The sequence below is a fragment of the Seohaeicola sp. 4SK31 genome, from assembly GCF_028802875.1.
GTDB lineage: Bacteria > Pseudomonadota > Alphaproteobacteria > Rhodobacterales > Rhodobacteraceae > Seohaeicola.
In genome coordinates, this window is the sequence record NZ_JARAMP010000064.1 from 1 (window position 1) to 3,379 (window position 3,379).

At 62.2% G+C, this 3,379-nt stretch carries 3 protein-coding genes and 1 tRNA gene; all 4 read right to left on the minus strand.

The genetic code is table 11. From position 1 onward, the window contains the following. Positions 1-619: 619 nt before the first annotated feature. Positions 620-709, minus strand: a tRNA-Ser gene (locus PVW27_RS21230). A gap of 253 nt (positions 710-962) precedes the next feature. Beyond that, a complete protein-coding gene (locus tag PVW27_RS21235) occupies positions 963-1,733 on the minus strand; it encodes a DUF3987 domain-containing protein (RefSeq protein WP_274561170.1) in 771 nt (256 codons plus the stop codon). Then, positions 1,730-2,614, minus strand: a complete 885-nt coding sequence (locus PVW27_RS21240; protein WP_274561172.1) for a toprim domain-containing protein — start codon at positions 2,612-2,614, stop codon at positions 1,730-1,732. Before PVW27_RS21240 ends, PVW27_RS21235 begins: the two co-directional genes overlap by 4 nt. Positions 2,615-2,802: 188 nt before the next feature. Next, positions 2,803-3,198 carry a winged helix domain-containing protein gene (locus tag PVW27_RS21245; RefSeq protein WP_274561174.1) on the minus strand — a complete coding sequence of 132 codons (396 nt, stop codon included), beginning with the start codon at positions 3,196-3,198 and terminating at the stop codon, positions 2,803-2,805. Between the last annotated feature and the right edge of the window lie 181 nt (positions 3,199-3,379).

Below are 3,379 nucleotides of genomic sequence, written 5' to 3' on the forward strand. Positions count from 1 at the left end.
CATTGTAGGCTGGCCAGTTCGTGGTCTTGTAGGTCGGGGGTATGTGTCTGCTCATGCATCCCAGCTACCACGCTGGATTCACGAGATGAATCCCTCACAGGATTTGTGCAACAGAGCCGCCAACACTGGTGCATCAATGACTGCGGATTGCGGTTTATCCAAAATAAAATACCAGTTGTAGCGGTCTGCCCCAGAGCCTAGCCGAATCTTAGCCGGAACGTTGACGAACGCCGCGAAAAGCCCAGACACAAAAAGAACAAAGAAAATAGTTTTACTCACGTGTCCCACGCCCTCGGCTTCATCGAACGACCGTCACCAACTGAAGCGACGTTTAGCACAAGGTTGCTCTATTTTGATTACTTATCAAGAGCTTTGTGTCGCTATAGCGACTAGCTACATAGGTAGGTAGCGAGGCCCAGGCTGCGTGACAAGGAAGTGGCAACTTGGTTCTGCATCACGACAACGCTAAGCGAAGCCGTGCATTGTCGAACCGTTTGGAAGTCCATTCTTACAGCCTGCATTCCCACAGATTCCGGGGCAGCCCACGTCAAGGTGGGGGATACAATGGGGGAAGCTGTAAGCTCCTATCGTTTCAAATCAATAGGTTAGCAGGGTAAAGTGGCGGAGACGATGGGATTCGAACCCACGAGACCCTTTCGGGCCTACTCCCTTAGCAGGGGAGCGCCTTCGACCACTCGGCCACATCTCCGCCGACGGGTATAGCCGCGCAAGCATAGGATATACAAGGGTAAATTCGCCTTTTGGCGAAAGGCTTCCCGGCATCCCCCAAACCCTTGAAATGGCATGAAAAGGCGCCGGTGGGACCTGTTTTTGGGCAGGGTTTGGGCATGGCCCTTTTCGGCAAAAACGCCCTCGGGAACATGATGAAGAATCTCCGGACCTTGGCCGGTCAGCACCGATGTGGATGATGATGCCTGTCCGCGCCGGTGCAAACGGTCCGGTCACCTGCTCAGGAGGAGAGCATCCCTTGAGCAGTGTGGATACAGGCCCGGCGCGGCCAGATGGGCGGCGTTGCATGCCTGCTTGCCTTGCCAAAGGTCATTCAACGCGGCCAGCGTCTTTTGCCGATTGTCCGAGTTCATGGCGTGCCCGCCAAGAAATTGCCCGCCTTCATCCGAGAAAAGGCCAAGGCTAGGTTGCCCTGTGGCGAATAGCTTTGTCAGCCCTTCGAAGGTCGGTTCGGTCACGGTTCTGTCAGCCGAAGGGGGAGCAGCCGGTTCTTGCCCGAGCGCCCGCAACTCAGCTTCCGCCGCCATCCGCTTTTCACCTTTGCCTTTCTTGGCGTCGCCTAAGATGCGGTCGCGTTCGCCCTTCCAGAGCGCGTGCGCGTTCGTCCAGCTTTGCATGGCGTCGCGCTGGGCTTGCGCTGCTTCCTTTTCATGGGCGCGAAGTGCAGCCATCAACGGGGCGTCGCAGGCTGATTTCCGTTCGCCGCTTCGGGCTATGGTCAGGGCGTAAATAGACAGGGGGCGAAGCCCGCCCAGCGTTTGCACGTCCGCGAAGCCTTGCACGGCCAGCGATGCCACGGCCAGAGCGGAAGCCGCAGGGATTGCCACGGGGGCTTGCGTCATGCCGTGCACGGCTTCCACCGCCGCGCGCAGCGGCCCGAGCGATGCCACGGGATAGGATGCACCGGGGGCGAGTTCGCGCACCAGCGGTTGCGGCCCCTCGGGCAGATAGTGGGTTTCCATAGGTATCGGGTGCGCGTTCATGCGGCCACCGCCTTTCCTGTCAAAATGTCGTTCCAGTCGCGCCCGTCGCCGGGGTCGAGAAAGGCCACTTGCCAGCCGAAGCTGTGCGCCCGTTCGGCCAGGGTTTGCGCCGCCGCGCGGCCCGGTCCGTCGCCATCGGGGGTAATGGTCAGCCGCCCCGGATCGGTAGGAAGGCGCAAGCCCCGGATGCCGGAAGTTGATAGCGCGGCCCAGACGGTCGCAGGGCGTTGTAGAAGGCCAGAGGCAAGGCTTAGGGCGGTTTCAATGCCTTCGGCCACCACCAGCGGCCCCGGCCCGTCAGTGAGCCTTACAGCGCCGCCAGAGACAGCGCCCAGCATCGCTTTTGGCGGGTCCAGATCGGCCTTGCCCAAGCCATCGGCGCGTAGGTAGGTGCGATGCACCGCGAAGCCGTCGCCGCCTTCCACAAGCGCCACCAGCGCCGGAAAGCGCTTTGCGGTCGGCCCGTGCCATGTCTCCGGGTGAAAGCGCAGTGGAGGGGATGGGTCGCAGGTGATGCCGCGCCCGCGCAGATAAGTTGCCGCCACCGTGCCCGCGATGGGCTGGGCTTCCTGCCAAAGCCGTTTGGCTTGTGCCGCCCGCTTGTCAGCTTCGGCCCGTTGTTCGGCTTCGCGCTGGGCAAGGGTTGCCGCATCCGGAGGGATGTAATCCCCCGAGCGCAGGCCCGCCGCCGTCAGAATGTCGAGAAAGGCGCAGCCGCTTTTCTTGCAATCCAGCATCAGCCGCCCGGTGCGGCCATCGGCCAGCGTCAAGGCGTTCTGCCCTTTCCGCCGTTCCGGCTGGCAAACGGGGCAGGGGGCGGCCCCATAGCGTCGATGCCATTTGCCGCCCAGCGCCAAGGTCAATTCGCTTGCGTCAGTCATTGCCAGCCCCCCATGCCAGAGCGGCCACAAGCGCCGCTTGTGCAGCGGTCAAACCGAACTGGGCGCGAAGCCGTGCGATGCGAAGGGCCATCATGTCAGCGCCCCCCAGATGCGCCCGCCCACCAGCCCGAGCGCGGCAATCGCAGCCGGGTCCAGCGATACGGCCAGAAAAGCCAATCGGTGCCGGGTCATGCGCCACCACCTTTCCGCACATCAGCGCGCAGCACATACCGCCCGTGATGCCCTGCGAATTCGCCGCCATGCGGTTCTGTCAGGGTTTCAATCGGCACGCCGCGTTCGCGCAGTTTATGGACATATGCGGACCACCGGGGAGCGGGTTCTGTTATCGGGGTGCAGCCTTTCGGCCCAGCCGCGCGCAGGCGGTCGAGCGCCCAAGCTTCGCGGCCATTCGCGTAAAGGTCGAAGGGTTCGCCGCCTTCGGGAATGATGTGATACAGGCCACCAGCCTTTTCGCGTGCCGTGCCTTGTGTTATGCTTTGGATGCCCGCCGCAGTCGCCAAGCGGCCATCCTGCCCCGGTTGCGCTTGCCCGCGCGCCGGGGTTTCCATTTGCCCGCCGCTCATATCAAGCGGCCTTTTCGGTGCGGGCTTCAAGCCAAGCGTTAACGTCGCTTTCGCGCCATCAGAGGTGGTTCGGTTGATCTGAACAGTTTCCAGGCGTTTCGTAAGTGGTTTTCCGCCTTGGTTATGCCGCTACCGCCTCGGGGCGCGGCTGGTTGAAGTAGGCCTGATCGGGGGTTTTCCC